12 protein-coding genes are annotated in these 13,981 nt (G+C 54.3%); 9 read left to right on the forward strand and 3 right to left on the reverse strand.

The window, feature by feature from the left end:
• The first annotated feature begins 55 nt into the window (after positions 1 to 55).
• The 7 genes from AACH32_RS15195 (at position 56) to AACH32_RS15225 (ending at position 6,606) form a co-directional block, all read left to right on the forward strand.
• Complete coding sequence (locus AACH32_RS15195; protein ID WP_338601257.1) at positions 56 to 1,912, forward strand: TRAP transporter permease; 1,857 nt, start codon at positions 56 to 58, stop codon at positions 1,910 to 1,912.
• A 351-nt stretch (positions 1,913 to 2,263) separates the two neighbouring features.
• Positions 2,264 to 2,530 (forward strand): terminase small subunit, encoded by a 267-nt coding sequence (locus tag AACH32_RS15200; protein ID WP_338601260.1) that lies wholly within the window; start codon positions 2,264 to 2,266, stop codon positions 2,528 to 2,530.
• 339 nt (positions 2,531 to 2,869) lie between these two features.
• Positions 2,870 to 3,820: a hypothetical protein gene (locus AACH32_RS15205; protein ID WP_338601262.1), complete on the forward strand. Its 951-nt coding sequence runs from the start codon at positions 2,870 to 2,872 to the stop codon at positions 3,818 to 3,820.
• Between the two features lie 171 nt (positions 3,821 to 3,991).
• Positions 3,992 to 5,017, forward strand: coding sequence for an AAA family ATPase (locus AACH32_RS15210; protein ID WP_338601264.1), 1,026 nt, complete (start codon positions 3,992 to 3,994; stop codon positions 5,015 to 5,017).
• Positions 5,018 to 5,597: 580 nt separating this feature from the next.
• The gene (locus AACH32_RS15215; protein ID WP_338601267.1) at positions 5,598 to 5,783 is read left to right on the forward strand and encodes a helix-turn-helix domain-containing protein; all 186 of its coding nucleotides are present in this window, start codon (positions 5,598 to 5,600) and stop codon (positions 5,781 to 5,783) included.
• On the forward strand, positions 5,780 to 6,205 hold the full coding sequence (locus tag AACH32_RS15220) for a hypothetical protein (protein ID WP_338601270.1): 426 nt from the start codon (positions 5,780 to 5,782) through the stop codon (positions 6,203 to 6,205). The genes AACH32_RS15215 and AACH32_RS15220 overlap by 4 nt, the downstream gene beginning before the upstream one ends.
• Positions 6,202 to 6,606, forward strand: a complete 405-nt coding sequence (locus AACH32_RS15225; protein ID WP_338601273.1) for a hypothetical protein — start codon at positions 6,202 to 6,204, stop codon at positions 6,604 to 6,606. The genes AACH32_RS15220 and AACH32_RS15225 overlap by 4 nt, the downstream gene beginning before the upstream one ends.
• Positions 6,607 to 7,349: 743 nt before the next feature.
• Here AACH32_RS15225 and AACH32_RS15230 read toward each other — a convergent pair.
• Positions 7,350 to 7,580: a hypothetical protein gene (locus tag AACH32_RS15230; RefSeq protein WP_338601275.1), complete on the reverse strand. Its 231-nt coding sequence runs from the start codon at positions 7,578 to 7,580 to the stop codon at positions 7,350 to 7,352.
• 58 nt (positions 7,581 to 7,638) lie between these two features.
• Positions 7,639 to 8,211 carry a tetratricopeptide repeat protein gene (locus AACH32_RS15235; protein WP_338601278.1) on the reverse strand — a complete coding sequence of 191 codons (573 nt, stop codon included), beginning with the start codon at positions 8,209 to 8,211 and terminating at the stop codon, positions 7,639 to 7,641.
• Between the two features lie 702 nt (positions 8,212 to 8,913).
• Here AACH32_RS15235 and AACH32_RS15240 point away from each other — a divergent pair.
• Together AACH32_RS15240 and AACH32_RS15245 are read left to right on the forward strand one after the other, a co-directional pair.
• Entirely contained in the window at positions 8,914 to 9,987 is a 1,074-nt protein-coding gene (locus AACH32_RS15240; protein ID WP_338601283.1) for a tyrosine-type recombinase/integrase, read from the forward strand.
• Between the two features lie 218 nt (positions 9,988 to 10,205).
• The gene (locus AACH32_RS15245) at positions 10,206 to 11,402 is read left to right on the forward strand and encodes a tyrosine-type recombinase/integrase (protein WP_338601286.1); all 1,197 of its coding nucleotides are present in this window, start codon (positions 10,206 to 10,208) and stop codon (positions 11,400 to 11,402) included.
• 224 nt (positions 11,403 to 11,626) lie between these two features.
• Here the strand turns inward: AACH32_RS15245 and katG are convergent, their stop codons facing one another.
• On the reverse strand, positions 11,627 to 13,813 hold the full coding sequence (gene katG, locus AACH32_RS15250; RefSeq protein WP_338601289.1) for a catalase/peroxidase HPI: 2,187 nt from the start codon (positions 13,811 to 13,813) through the stop codon (positions 11,627 to 11,629).
• Positions 13,814 to 13,981 lie beyond the last annotated feature (168 nt).

The raw sequence follows: 13,981 nt of genomic DNA on the forward strand, positions 1-13,981 counted from the left end.
GCAGGGTGGATCTCAGGGGCTAGCCTCGCGGATCGTTGAGAAGCTATTCATCGCAATGGGTTTGGCGATGTTCACCTACCAGATGGTGAGCACCCAATATCTTTTTGTCGGCAGCTTCGAGCACCAGAACATCCATCTGTTTTTTGCCCTTTTCCTGGCCTTCCTGAACCTCATGCGCCTGCGAACCAGCCCCTGGCTGTGGGCCATGCAGACGGTGCTGCTATTGGCAGGCATATTGTGCACCGTCTACGTGGGCCTGAATTTGGAGCACCTGGAAGAGGTGGTGGGTTATCCCGACCCGGTTGACGTCTTGGTCGGCTCTGTACTAATCGTGCTCTCCCTGGAGGCCACTCGCCAGGCCTGGGGGCTCACCCTGCCCATCGTGGCAATCCTGTTCATCCTCTACTTTTTCTTCGGACAATATATCCCCGGCCCCTTGTATCACCGCGCCTTCAACTTTGACTACGTTATCTCCTATCTGTGCATAGGGCTCACCGGGGTCTATGGCACATTCCTTTCCATTTCGGCCAACCAGATATTCCTCTTCGTGGTCTTCGGCTCCCTGCTCAGCGTGATCAAGATCAACGACTTCCTCTACGAGGCGGGTAAAGTGGTGGGACGTCATCTGGAAGGGGGCCCGGCCCAGACAGCGGTTGTTTCCAGCTCCCTGGTGGGCATGGTTACTGGTGCCGCGGTGGCTAACGTGGCCATCACCGGGGCCTTCACTATCCCTTACATGAAACGTGTGGGCTACTCGCCGGCACTGGCCGGGGCCATCGAGGCTACCGCCTCCACCGGAGGGCAACTGATGCCGCCGGTCATGGGAGCCGCTGCCTTTTTGATGGCTTTTTTCGTGGGGGTGCCCTACGCGGACATCATGCTGGCCGGCATCCTTCCCGCCGTGCTCTTTTATCTGGCGGTCTTCTTGGGGGTGCAGCTGGTGTCGGTGGCTAGCGGTATCAAAGCCCCCAAGGAGAAGGCCGATTGGGCCTTGATCCGGCGCCGCGCCCCCCTGTTCGTTGTGCCGGTTGGGCTTATCGTCCTGCTCCTGCTCCTGCGCTTCAGCCCCATGCTGGCCGCCTTCTGGGCCATCGTGGTCGCCCTGGCCCTGGCCTTCCTGTTCCGGGAGACGCGCCCCACCTGGCCCGAGCTGGCCCGCTGCCTGGCCAAGGGATCTCTAGTGGGGGCGAAGATAGCAGTGTCCCTGTGCGTGGTGGGCATGATCGCCCAGACCCTGGTAACCACCGGCTTGGGCAGCAAGATCGCCGGGCTGGTGGAGGCCCTGAGCGGGGGAAACGTATTTATCGCCCTGATGATGACCATGGTGGTCTCCATCATCCTGGGCTGCGGGGTGCCGCCGGTGGCGGCCTACAGCTTGGTGGCCATCGTCACCGTGCCCGCCCTGATCAAGATGGGCGTGGTCCCCCTGTCGGCCCACTTCTTCTGCTTTTACTTCTCCATCATCTCCGCAGTTACCCCGCCAGTGGCCCTGGGCGCCTTGGCCGGCGCCGGCATCGCGGAGGCCAACTACTTCCAAACAGCGACGAAAGCCTTCAAGCTTTCCATTGCCGGTTTTATCATCCCCTACCTCATCGTCTACAACCCGGTGCTCACCCTACATGTGGAAAACTGGGCCTGGGCGCTGGGGTCCCTGATCTCCATACCCATTGGCCTGATGACCCTGTCGGCCGTAATTTATAACGTGGGGTTGATCAAGTTCACGGTTGGGGAAAGAATATTGGCCCTGGCCTGCAGCGCCTCCATGTTCGGCTACTGTACCCTGCGCCAGTTCGAGCACATTCCCTTGGAATATCCCTTCTTGGCGATAGGCTTGGGGACCTTTGCCTACCTAATATTCAGCCAAGTCAAGAAGGTCAAGACCAAGGCGAGGGCCGTAAACACGGCGCACTGAGCGAAGGCGACACCGTGATTTGCACCCCAAACCCTATTTTTAAGTTAGGATTTGGGCCGAGCAAGGGAGGGCGACGATGGCCAGGGAGCACTATTCGGCCGAGCAGATGATGGGCAGTCGGCGCTCACTTGCAGTGTATCTTGCATCTGCTGCTGCAACTAGTGGGCATTCCATCAAATGAAGGTTGTCGGCTATACCTTTGAATAAGGCCTACCAAACCAAAATCATAAAAGCATTTACAAGGTAAGCTGGGCAGCCACCGGAAACTATTGTTCTGCTGGTCTCACAGGCCAATTTTTATTCCAGAATCGACGATCTCGGCAGGCGGAGGGGTTGGGTAGGTATAAACAAATGAACTGCCCTGCCTGTAACAGCTTCCAAGTGCACGTCCTGGCCACCCAAGCGGCGATCCGGGCCGGATGCTACGAAAAGACCGCAGCGGTCATCGGGGCCGAAAACCTTATAAAACCTGATATCGCGGCATCCATCCAGGCGGCCATGCACGCCAGGGCCGAGCGCACCCGGATCACCGCCGACAAGGTGGTGGGGGAGTTGGCCAGGTGGGATTCGCTGAGCTGCGCCATTGAACTACTCATCGAAAAACTGCTCTGGGTTTAGTGCTACCAAGCGTTCAGCAACGACGTTCAACTCCACCAACTTTCATTTTATTTCACCAAAAAATGTGGCACAGCGGTGGCACAAGCCCGTCTTCTCACAAAAAAAGAGGCTAGCCCGATTAGGCTAACCTCTTGATTTTGTTGGTGCCGAGGGACGGAGTTGAACCGCCGACACGGGGATTTTCAGTCGAAACCGTGTAATCAGCAAGGAGTAAGTGATTTCGGGTAACTAGCTAACATCACACAGACTAAGCTTGGCTCAATGGGTTGGGAAATGGTAGGGTGAGCCAGGCTTTTTGTGTAGCGGTGGGCACAGTTTCGGGCACAGTCGGGGGAACCCATGGTGGACAAAGACGTTGTTAATTATCTAGTTGAAGCCTTGGAGATAACCAGCGCCGAGGAACGGTTCGGTGCGGAAATTGAAAAACACACCAATGTAATACCCAAGGAAAGGATTCCTGAGCTATTACATGATCGCGGCGACTATGCAGCCATTGATCGTTCTAGAGTTAATTTTTTATTAGATTTGTCAGTTGAGTTGTGTGTTCAGTCCATGCAAATAGCCCATGCAACTAGACCGATCAGTGAAACCCAAGCCGTCATCGATCGATCTTACAAAGATTTCGGGGAAAATGTAAACAAGGAGCATCTAAAGACAGCCCAAAATAATATGCTTGAATATTACAAGAAATTTAAGAAGGTGAACAGCGATGAGCGAAAAAAATTAATAAATAACATGCCAGATATGATCGTATCAAGATGGAAAGTAGATCGTGTTCTTAAATTTTTCTTTCTAGACAACTACACCCAAATCAAGATATTTTTAACATTACTAGACACAAAATTCCCAAATGGAGGGTATGAGCCAAACGACGTTATACAATATTTGTCTTCGCTGATTTATTATCATTTATTAATGGCATCAACCGCACCGCCTGAACTTAATAATGCAATGTATCTAGTCACCAGCAAAGTGGCACTTTTGGCTGGACATATGCTCGCAACGTTTAACGGGGTGAATGAGCGAGCTGATGCAGGGATTCGTGGTGTAAAGGTCAGAACAGACAAGGGCAACGAGTTGGACAAATGGATAGCACACGTTTTTTTGCGTGAACTAGACCCCGAAGAACGAAAACCACCGGGAACTGCTGTACATAAGAAAATTAAGAATAGGCTTGAAGTAATGGCTAGTGATAGCACCGAAATCGCCAACCTGATAAAGGGTGGCGTTAGTTACGACAGAGTAAGGCGCGCTCTACAGGAATGTGGTGAGTGGCCTTTGAAAAAGTAGAACCACACTTGCATGACCTAGGTCTTGCAAAATAAAATGCACTAAAAATAAATATATTTGCACGACCAAGGTGTTGCAAAAGGTCGCCCCTTTTCTGGGCGGCCTTTTTACGTAATGATGCGTTTAACGAAAGGTTGATTTGGTTTTGTTTATATACAGGAGATTGTTTGAATGAATGTAAGCCTTGCCGAAGCAAGCAACCCCGAAGAAAACAACACGCCGATAGCCGATAATGATTCCACGCCTTCACTTCATGACCCCACCATTGAACCAGACAAGCAAGATCAGACCGTTGGGCACTACTTAACAACCTTCTCTGCTGTCGCCTTGGAAGATTTACTATGCCTTGGGTTGCCCGAGAGGGGCCACCTTCTAGACCCGATCTTCCCCAAGCCAGTGCTAGCAATGCTGTTTGCCCCAACAGGCACGGGGAAGACTTACGCCGCACTGAGCATTGCATACGCCGTGGCAAGCGGTGGGGAAGTATTCAAATGGCAAAGCCCCAGCCCCAAGCCTGTCCTGTACTTGGACGGCGAAATGTCAGCAAGGGTCATGAAAGAACGCTTGGCCCAGATCGTAGCTGGAGCCAGTCAGCAAGCCCCGCCTGGTTTTTTTAAAATCGTGACCCCCGACCTAGTGCCCGATGGCATCATGCCCAACCTGGCGAAGCCCGAAGGCCGCGAACTGCTTGAACCTTTGTTAGATGAAGTTGACCTGATTGTCGTGGACAACATCGCTACGCTTGCCAGGGTAGGCAGGGAGAACGAAGCCGAGTCGTGGCTACCAGTTCAGAGCTGGTTACTGGTTCAGCGTCGAGCGGGCCGGTCTGTGTTGCTTGTTCACCATGCCGGTAAGGGGGGACAGCAAAGGGGAACATCGGCCAGGGAAGATATTCTCGACACCGTTATAAGCCTTACCCGCCCTTCTGACTACCAAACCAGTGATGGTGCTCGATTCGTAGTCAACCTGACCAAAGCCCGTGGATTGACCGGTCAACAAGCCGACCCTTTTGAGGTCGCTATCACCGACTTACCTACCGGTGGTCTGGGATGGGCGGTTAAGGATCTCAAAGACCTTCGGCTTGAGCAGGTTACTGGGATGAAAAACCTTGGGATGACCATTAGGGAGATCGCCGAGGAAACAGGCATCCCACGCTCAACCGTCTATCGACTTACTAAGAAACTGGAGGGGGAATGATGAACACGGATTGCCAAACGTCCTATGTGTCCCACCGTCCCACTCTCTATAAAGTGGGACAGTGGGACAAGGGGGGCGAAAGTGGGACAAGCCCTGAGACAGCAAGTGGGACGGCAGACCTCAAGTCATTGGCATTACACGTATTATACCAAACCAAAATGGGACAAGCGCGGGACGGGGCACGGGACACGCTGTCCCAACCCCTAAAAGCGCCTGGGACAGCCGCCTGTACGGGTACCATCCCAGCCTTGACCAAAGAGGAAAGCCAAGAGGTCATTGGCTGGCCTGTCCAGACCCAGCGTGTCTACACCCGCCTACTGGACCACTTCGAGGCCAGAGGCTTCCCTCTACTGCAAGCTGAACGTCTTTCCTTCACAACTCTTATTGTTTTGAAGAAGCGCAAAGGCTGGCCCTTGATCCTGGTGAGCGATCTACCACCTGAGATAGGGCGGGCAATCGGGTATGTGCTAGACGCTTTTCCCGGCACAAAGTTGATGAATTACAGGCACAAAACGGTCACAGCGCAATGAAACGTACTGGGATTGTTGAGAAAAGAGCGGCAAAGGGGATTAGTAATCGAATGAACCAAAGGCTTTTAACGCTGAAACAGGCGGCAGATTACCTTGGCCTGACCACCTGGGCCATGCGGGAACGGGTCTGGAATGGGGATATCCCGGTGGTGAGGTTCTCCAATGGCCGAAAGCAATACATCGACGTTCAAGACATTGAAGCCTTTATCAAGGCGAACAAGGAGCGGATCGCTTGAGCTTACTCCTTAATCGGCAGAGGCCCCTTGCACTCCCTGCAAGCCTGAAGCTCAAATCTGTATTTTTCTTTAGCCAAAAGCCTTTGCTTAAAGGCATCGCAACTTTGCTTATTCAGAAAGCGCACACAAGGGTTATGGCGGCAAACGTAGGGCAGAGGAATCTGAACTTCTGGCTTAGGCAATTGGCGCATCTCCGGCTGGGCAAGCAAGCCGGAGGCTATCACATAACTCTGCTTGAGCCAAGAAGGAACAAAAAGCGGGGTGCCCCAACCAACACGGTCGAGACACCCCTAACAAGGAGGATGATCATGCGCGCTATCCGCCTGAATGAATCCTACTCATTTTCTTCGGGCGCTGTCAACCCGAAGATGGTTGATCGCCTAGATGATGAGCAAACCCCAAGCAAAAAGGAAAAGAAATGAGCAAGCCAGCCAAGCAGGCACACGAAGAGAACATTTTGGAATATCTAACTAATCCCGACAACGAATGGCCGACTAGGCAAGACCTGGCTACTAAGGTGCTGGGCATATCCCAGGGGATGCTTTACCAGCACTTCACCGGGGCTGAACTGGATCAGCTAGAGGCCGAAGCCTTGAACCTTCGCCGCTCCCAGATAGCCCGCTACTCCGTGAAGGTTGATCGTGCCTTGTACGACAAGGCCGTTGAGGGTGACGTATCAGCCATGAAGCTCTGGTATCAGCGCATGGAAGGCATGGGCCAGGATGCTCCCCCCACTGGCAAGCTGGTTATCTGCTGGGAAGAACCGGAAGCCCTACCCGTGCAGGAACCCAAGCTGATCCCGGAGCACGGCGAACATGGGTAGGGGGACCCCCGCATATATACGAGGGGGGCGGGGTCATGGGGACCCCTCGGCGAACGTAATTGTAAAAAATCAGGTTTCTCAGCCATGACCACCCCCTTGAAGAGCATCAGACAGAATTGTGTCGAATGCATGGGCGGCAGCTATCAGGCGATTAACGATTGTCCTTCCCAAAACTGCCCCCTCTGGACGGATCGGAGCGGCAAGAAACGCAAAGGACAGCGTCCCCTCTCAGCTATCAAGGGCTTTTGTTTGGAATGTGTGGGAGGGCTGGAAGAAGTCAAGAAATGTATCGGCAAGATGCTTTTTGGTCCGGACTGCCTGCTACACCCCTACCGTTTAGGCAGGAACCCCCGAAAACGGGGCCAGGGTCAGGTGCAAAACCTGTTCAGATCGCCCAATGGCGAGGGGGTTGACGCTCCAGAATCGCATGAAGACGGCCAACAGATGGTTGGCTAGGACTTTCGCTCTCTGACAATTAAATAGAGTAATAATTTAAGGTTATCTTATACGAGAGATAACCTCCATGTAATAAATCGTAATATATAGGTGTTGTGCTGCCGCGCACGCCAAATCATTAAAGGTGGGACAAAACGGTACATATAGTTTTTTCTGGTCTATTGCTTTGGGGGTGGGGAGTACCGGATCAGATGGGACCCGTTTGGCGGTGACGGTCCTTCCGCTCAACACACAAAAAGATACCTCCCCCAGGCCGTGGGCGATGATTCCGACTAGAGAGGCTTAGGTTACTGGTCGTTTTTGTCTTTCAGTTTTTGGATAAGTTGTTCTAAGTCTTGCTGATTTTGTTGGTCGATGGGGTTGGGGGTTCTGGCTATCGAGCCATCTTTGGTGACGATAGAGCCACCGGTATCAACGATAACGTCCCCGTTGGGCATTGTGAGTACGTCCCCCGGCTGGGTACTTGGGATAATAACGGTTCCTGCCAGCAACCCGGCAAGTATGAGTTGTTTAAACATGATTAACCTTCCGAACAAGTTATGGGTTAAAGGGCAGGCGATATGGTGGCTAAAATGGTTATTTTGATGGTTTCCACTCGCTGGCAAGGCGCTGGGCTTCGGCTATTTGTTGGGGGGTCATTTTAGCAGCGATCATGTCCCGCCCTTTTTGAGCAAGTTCTATTCCCTGAGCGGCAGCCAGGTTAAACCACATATGTGCTTTGATGTAGTTTTGCGGAACCCCCTCGCCGTTGGCATATAAATACCCTAGGTTGTATTGAGCCCCAACGTTCCCCTGCTCTGCCGCTTTGTTGTACCAGTAGGCTGCCTTTTTATAGTTCTGAGGTATTCCTTGGCCATTTTCATACATCTCGCCAAGGCTGGCTTGGGACTCAACAAAGCCCTGCTCGGCGGCCTTTCGATACCAAAAAATTGCCTTCTTGTAATCTTGGGGTACGCCTTTGCCAAAGAAATACATAACCCCCATAGTGTTCTGATTTTGTGCATCTCCCTGTTCAGCCAAAGACAGAAAAATTTTTATGGCTGTTGCGTAATCGCCTTTCATAAAAGCTGCCCAACCTTCTTCCGAACCAGCCCACGCCGGTTGTGCCAGGCACAGGGCAAGCAGAATGGCCAAGGCTATTTTTTTCATGGTTTCCCCCTCCCCCGTCTGGCGCAGACATTTTAGCACACCCCCTTAGGCTTATGGGTAAGCGGCCATCCTAGAGTGGGTTCAGGCTTGCGCGGGGAGTGTTATCAACCGGAATGAGGCGCAGGCCATTCGACTGACCCTGGCCTACGCCACCGTCAAGGAACTACAGAGACGCAAAGGCGCTCCTTTGAATTACTTAGTTTTACTGCTTTGCTTTTGGTGCGGTGGTATTCGCAGCCTTGAAATGCTTTAAGCCTGTCTCAATTAATATTCTCAGCGCTTCGGCGCGTGAAGGTATTCTGTTTGAATAACGGAAATCCTCGACTTCCTCCCACAAGTCTTCATCCATCACAAAGCTAGTTATGGGCTTTTTGCTCGGCATTATTCCAAATACCACCCTTATGCCGAAAAAATCAATAACTATCACTTGACAATAGGTTAATAGGTTATTAACTTAATAATATATGCTGAACCTTGGCGCGGGTGGCTCCGTTATGGCCAATACAACGAAACTAGACCCGAGTTCCCCCGAGCGGCGACGCCGGGGCGGCCTTCGCCAGGGGCCGAGCAAGGACTCGGGTTTTCCTATGGCAAAAAGATGCCCCCGGGCAGCGGGGGGTAGTGCTGTCCCGGGGGCGGTGGCTATCGGTCTATTTTAAAATGACCGTAGCCAATTCTAGTTTAACAGCAAGGAGGTAGAGAATGGGTATGATCTATCAGAGAGGCAATATCTACTGGATCAAGTATTACCGCAACGGAAAACCCTACCGTGAATCAACCCGCAGCACTAAAGAATCAGATGCCAAAAGGTTGTTGAAGAAGCGTGAGGGCGAAATATCCGAGGGCAAGCTTCCCGGCGTCTACTACGACAAAGTGCGGTTTGATGAGCTAGCCACAGACTATTTGAACGACTACCGTATCAACGGCAAAAGCACCCTTAACAAGGCCGAGAGGATCGTCAAGCTTCACCTGGAGCCATTCTTCGGTGGCTACAGAGTCACCAACATAACAACCGCCCTAGTGAGAGAGTACATTGCCCAACGAATGGAAGCTGGGGCCGCAAACGCCACCATCAACCGGGAACTAGCGGCCCTGAAACGGGCCTTCAACTTAGCCAGCCAATGCACCCCGCCCAAGGTCCCCCAGGTTCCCCATATCCCCATGCTCAAGGAGAACAACACCCGCAAGGGCTTCTTGGAGCATGACCAGTTCCTAGCCCTGCGTAATGCCTTGCCTGAACACCTTCAGGGCCTAGTGACCTTTGGCTACAAAACCGGGTGGCGCTTGGGGGAGATAACGGGGCTTACCTGGGATCGTGTCGACATGGTGCAAGGAATCGTGAGGCTTGAGGCAGGTGAAACCAAAAACAATCAAGCCCGTACGGTCTACTTGGATGATGAACTCAAGGCGGTCTTGAGGAATCAGTTTGTTAAGCGCCACCTTGGATGCCCTTACGTCTTCCATCGGGAGGGCAAAAAGGTAGGGCGGTTTGACAAGGCATGGAATACCGCTTGCGCCACCGCCACACTTCACGGGGCTATCTTCCATGACCTCAGACGTACGGCTGTACGCAACATGACGAGAGCCGGGGTCCCTGAACGGGTAGCCATGATGATAAGCGGCCACAAGACCCGCTCAGTGTTTGACCGCTACAACATCGTATCCGCCGAAGACCTCAAGCAAGCCGCCGCCAAACTTCAAGCCTACCTGCCCACGGGCACAGTCACGGGCACAACCACAAAAAAAGAGGCCAGCCCGATTAGGCTAACCTCTTGATTTTGCTGGTGCCGAGGGACGGAGTTGAACCGCCGACACGGGGATTTTCAGTCTCAATGTCTAGATACTCTCCGCATACCCACAAAAACGTTATTCTCCGTAATTATGCATAAATTAGCCTTGATACGCTACGCCACTTTACGCTAAAATTCCCTTAGAAACTCTCCCTGCTGCTTACGCAGTGCTTACGCGGATAACATGAGACTCTGGAGGGATTTTTGGCGAAGCTCACCAAACGGCGTATTGACAGCATCAGGCCTGGAAAAAAAGACGTGGTGTTGTGGGATAGCGAAGTCCAGGGTTTCGGGCTGCGTGTGATGAAGGATACCGGCTACAAGAGTTTCATAATCCAATACCGGGCCCAGGGCCGAAGCCGCCGTCTTACCATTGGGCGCTATGGGCTCATGACCTTGGTTCAGGCCCGCAAAGTTGCTAGGGAGAAGTTGTCGGCAGTTGACCAGGGTGGTGACCCCGCGGAAGAAAAGAAGTTGGGTCGTCAGGCTGTAACCATCAAGGAGCTGGCCCAACGATACCTTGAAGAACACGCCAAGGTGAAGAAAAAGCCTGCCAGCACTTTCCGTGACGAGCGGTTGCTAGGGCGCTTCATCCTGCCAACTCTCGGCACACGCCAGATTAAAACTATCACCAGGGCAGACGTTGCTGCGCTGCACCATAAGATAGGCCAGGAGACCCCCATCCAGGCTAACCGCACCCTGGCCGTGTTCTCCAAGATGATGACCCTGGCTATCCGGTGGGGCCTATACCCAAACGAAAACCCTTGCCGCCACGTGGAGCGCTTCAAGGAACGCAAGCGGGAGCGCTATCTCAGCCAGGATGAGTTGGCCCGCCTGGGCCAGGTCCTGAACGAGGCCGAAGAGAACCAGCTGATTTCCCCTACCGCCGCCGCCGCCCTGAGGCTGTTAGCTTTATCTGGCATGCGTAGGAGCGAAGTACTCAGCTTACAATGGAGTTGGATTGACTTCGAACGTGGCGTAATCTTTTTCCCGGATTCCAAGACCGGCCAGAAGATCACGGCCCTTGGAGCGCCCGCTCTGGAGCTCCTGGACAACATTCCGAGAACTGCTGGCAATCCCCATGTATTCCCGGGCAAAATATTCGGCCGCCCACTCCACGACCTTAACAAGCCTTGGCAAATGGTGCGGGAGAAAGCCGACCTCAAGGGCGTTCGTCTTCATGACCTTCGTCACACCCATGCCAGCGTAGGGGCTGCGGCCGGGCTTTCCCTGCGGGTTATCGGGGCCCTGCTGAACCACACCCAGGCTGCCACAACCCAGCGTTACGCCCACCTGCCCCAGGATCCCGTGAAGCAAGCCGCCGATCAGGTGGCCAGCCTAATTGATGGTGCCATGAAGGCGCCGGCAAAGCGCAAAGTGGTTGATATCGATAAAGGCTAAAAAGGGCGCCTGCAGGGTTGCTTGCATTTCCTATATTCAAAAACTAAGTATCTTGCTGAGTTCAAGGTGTAGCCGGCAGGCTTAAGTGGGGTAATGTAATTTGTGTCAAAGGAAGCAATTAAAAGTTTCAATAGAAAGCGCGGCGTTTCGGATGGTACCGAAACGCCGCGCTCACGTGGAAACTGAAGGCGCCTTAGACGCCCTCAAATACGTTCATGGCCCGATCAGGCCAGGTCGAAACGGTCGAGGTTCATAACCTTGTCCCAGGCGGCCACAAAGTCCTGTACGAACTTTTTCTCCCCGTCCTTGCATCCGTAGACTTCAGCCACCGCCCGCAGTTGGGAATTGGAGCCGAAGATGAGGTCCACCCGGGTGGCGGTCCATTTTACCTTGCCGGTCTTGCGGTCGCAGATCTCGAACACGTCGGAGTCTTTGGAGGTGGGCCTCCACTCGTTGCCCATGTCCAACAGGTTCACGAAGAAGTCGTTAGTGAGCGTTCCCGGCCGCTTGGTAAACACGCCGTGTTTTGATTTGCCGAAGTTAGCGTTCAGGGCGCGCATGCCTCCGATGAGAACGGTCATCTCCGGGGCGGTGAGGGTGAGAAGTTGCGCGCGGTCGACCAACAACTCCTCCGCCGACACGGCGTATTTGGCCTTCAGGTAGTTGCGGAAGCCATCCGCCTTGGGCTCTAACACCCCGAATGCCGCCACGTCGGTCTGCGCCTGCGAGGCATCGGTGCGCCCCGGCGTGAAGGGGACCTTCACTTTGTGACCGGCGTCCTTGGCGGCCTGCTCCACCGCCGCGCACCCGCCCAAGACGATCAGGTCGGCCAACGAAATCTTCTTGTTGCCGGTCTGCGCGCCGTTGAATTCCTCTTGGATTCCCTTCAGAACTTTGAGCGCCTTCTTCAGCTTGGCCGGCTCATTGACTTTCCAATCCTTTTGCGGGGCCAGGCGGATACGCGCCCCGTTGGCGCCGCCGCGCTTGTCGGAGCCACGGAACGAGGAAGCCGAGGCCCAGGCGGTGGAGACCAACTGCTGGATGGAGAGGCCCGAGTCAAGGAGTTTTTCTTTGAGCTTGGCGATATCCCTGGAACTGATCAGCTTATGATCCACCGCAGGCACCGGGTCTTGCCAAATAAGCTGCTCCTCCGGCACCTCCGGGCCCAGGTAACGCGAAAGGGGGCCCATGTCGCGGTGGGTCAGCTTGAACCAGGCCCTGGCGAAAGCATCCGCGAATTCCGCGGGCTTCTCCAGGTAGTGCTGCGCGATGGGTTTATAGATGCGGTCGAACTTCAGGGAGAGGTCCGCCGTGGTCATCATGGGGCGGTGCTTTTTGGATGGATTGAAGGCATCGACCACCATGTCCTCTTCGTCCACGTTCTTGGCCAGCCACTGGTTGGCGCCGGCCGGGCTTTTCACCAGTTCCCAATCGTACTTGAACAGGACCTTCAGATAACCCATGTCGAAGGTGGTCGGGTTGGGTTTCCAGGCTCCCTCGATGCCGCTGCCGATGGCGTCTCCGCCCTTGCCGCTGCGGAAACTGCTCTTCCAACCGAGCCCCTGTTGTTCTATGGGGGCCGCCTCGGGCTCGGGGCCCACGTGCGACGGGTCACCCGCCCCATGGCATTTGCCGAAGGTGTGCCCGCCGGCCACCAGCGCTACGGTCTCCTCGTCGTTCATGGCCATGCGCGCGAAGGTCTCGCGCACGTCGCGGCCCGACGCCACCGGATCGGGTTTGCCGTCCGGGCCTTCGGGGTTCACGTAGATCAGGCCCATCTGCACCGCGGCCAGGGGGTTTTCCAGGTCCCGTTTGCCGCTGTAGCGGCTTTTGGGCTTGTCGCTGGTAGCCAGCCACTCCTCTTCGGAGCCCCAGTAAACGTCCTCTTCCGGCTCCCAGATATCCTCGCGCCCACCGCCGAAGCCGAAGGTCTTGAAGCCCATGGATTCAAGCGCGCAGTTGCCCGCCAGGATAAAAAGGTCGGCCCAGGAAATCTTCTTGCCGTATTTTTGTTTTATCGGCCAAAGCAGCCGGCGCGCCTTGTCCAGGTTCACGTTGTCCGGCCAGCTGTTGAGGGGCGCGAAGCGCTGAGCGCCGGCCCCGCCGCCTCCGCGGCCGTCGCCGGTGCGGTAGGTGCCCGCGCTGTGCCAGGCCATGCGGATGAACAGACCCCCATAATGACCGTAATCGGCCGGCCACCAGTCCTGCGAATCGGTCATCAGGGCATAGAGGTCCTTTTTCACCGCCTTCAGATTGAGCTTCTTGAATTCTTCGGCATAGTTGAAATCCTCCCCCATGGGATCGCTCAGGGAAGAGTTCTGGTGCAAAATTTTGAGGTTCAACTGGTTGGGCCACCAATCCCGGATCGAGGTTCCCCCACCGGCAATGGGGCGCTTGCTATCTTCATTCATATGGTTTGCTCCTTTCGGGGTCTAAACATCATCAACAACCATATTGCCATGGGAATAGCGCTTCTCCAATTGTGAATTGGAGTAAATTGATTGGCGGTTCCCCTTACGATCATTCTAGCTGATTGGAGCCCTGTGATAGTACGAGGCAACTCGCACTAATGCTTATCT

Source organism: Desulfoferula mesophila (assembly GCF_037076455.1).
Lineage (GTDB): Bacteria > Desulfobacterota > Desulfarculia > Desulfarculales > Desulfarculaceae > Desulfoferula > Desulfoferula mesophila.

Excerpts from the sequence above, each read along its gene's own strand:
- AACH32_RS15195 (WP_338601257.1), top strand. The coding sequence starts at position 56 with ATGGGTTTGGCGATGTTCACCTACCAGATGGTGAGCACCCAATATCTT.
- AACH32_RS15200 (WP_338601260.1), top strand. The coding sequence starts at position 2,264 with ATGAACTGCCCTGCCTGTAACAGCTTCCAAGTGCACGTCCTGGCCACC.
- AACH32_RS15205 (WP_338601262.1), top strand. The coding sequence starts at position 2,870 with ATGGTGGACAAAGACGTTGTTAATTATCTAGTTGAAGCCTTGGAGATA.
- AACH32_RS15210 (WP_338601264.1), top strand. The coding sequence starts at position 3,992 with ATGAATGTAAGCCTTGCCGAAGCAAGCAACCCCGAAGAAAACAACACG.
- AACH32_RS15215 (WP_338601267.1), top strand. The coding sequence starts at position 5,598 with ATGAACCAAAGGCTTTTAACGCTGAAACAGGCGGCAGATTACCTTGGC.
- AACH32_RS15225 (WP_338601273.1), top strand. The coding sequence starts at position 6,202 with ATGAGCAAGCCAGCCAAGCAGGCACACGAAGAGAACATTTTGGAATAT.
- AACH32_RS15230 (WP_338601275.1), bottom strand. The coding sequence starts at position 7,580 with ATGTTTAAACAACTCATACTTGCCGGGTTGCTGGCAGGAACCGTTATT.
- AACH32_RS15235 (WP_338601278.1), bottom strand. The coding sequence starts at position 8,211 with ATGAAAAAAATAGCCTTGGCCATTCTGCTTGCCCTGTGCCTGGCACAA.
- AACH32_RS15240 (WP_338601283.1), top strand. The coding sequence starts at position 8,914 with ATGGGTATGATCTATCAGAGAGGCAATATCTACTGGATCAAGTATTAC.
- katG (WP_338601289.1), bottom strand. The coding sequence starts at position 13,813 with ATGAATGAAGATAGCAAGCGCCCCATTGCCGGTGGGGGAACCTCGATC.